Here is an 818-nt window from a genome sequence, read left to right on the forward strand (position 1 = left end):
GACCCACGGATATGTCAGGAGAGCCATAATTCTGCTGAGACCCAAGAGGATCTCCACTACACGATGCTACATATGGTGCCTCCCCAGTCGGCGCCAGATTGGCTCAAAGCCACGAAGCTCGCCGATCCTGAGGATCCCGGCGGGTACGTTGAAGTCGATATGAACACGCTTCAGCACACGCGTTACCCCAATGTCTTTGCTTTGGGGGACGCCGGGTCTTCCCCAAACTCCAAGACTGGCGCCGCGATCCGCAAGCAGGCCCCGGTGGTGGCTAAGAACCTTCTCGCTGCCATGAAAGGCTTCCCGGTTGCTGAACAATACGGGGGCTACTCCTCATGTCCACTCACCACTGCACGAAACAAGATGCTTCTAGCAGAGTTCGACTACACCATGGAACCGGTCCCCAGTATTCCGATTATCGACACCACGCGTGAGCGTCGAGACATGTGGTACCTCAAGCGCTACGGGCTGCCCACTATGTATTGGAACCTCATCCTCAAGGGCCGCGCATAGCCGAGCCGGTGGTTGGTGCACTCGCGGCCGAAGAGATTATGGGATTCAGCTCGCGCTTCTCGCGATTCACTGGTGCGACACATTTGCGCGATGCACTGACAGAGGTGGAGCGTTGATCGGCCCGTGCCTAGGTGCGTCGCAGTAGAGGATCGTCAAACGAGACTTCGCTCAAGGCTTCTGTCCAGTCCTGACAGACAGGCTCCGCGGCCCTCACGAGGGGCGAGTTTTCGTTGCAGGGGCCGCGAGGAACGTTCGCGCGACGATTCGCCTACTCGCCCGGCCTAGGAGACTGCTGAACAAGGCGC

General features: G+C 58.9%; 1 pseudogene. It reads left to right on the top strand.

What is annotated here, in order from left to right:
* Positions 1-513 (top strand): annotated as a pseudogene (locus AYO52_RS17465) (pyridine nucleotide-disulfide oxidoreductase); the annotation flags it as partial.
* Positions 514-818 lie beyond the last annotated feature (305 nt).

The organism is Dietzia sp. 111N12-1 (assembly GCF_001658045.1).
Classification (GTDB): domain Bacteria; phylum Actinomycetota; class Actinomycetes; order Mycobacteriales; family Mycobacteriaceae; genus Dietzia; species Dietzia kunjamensis.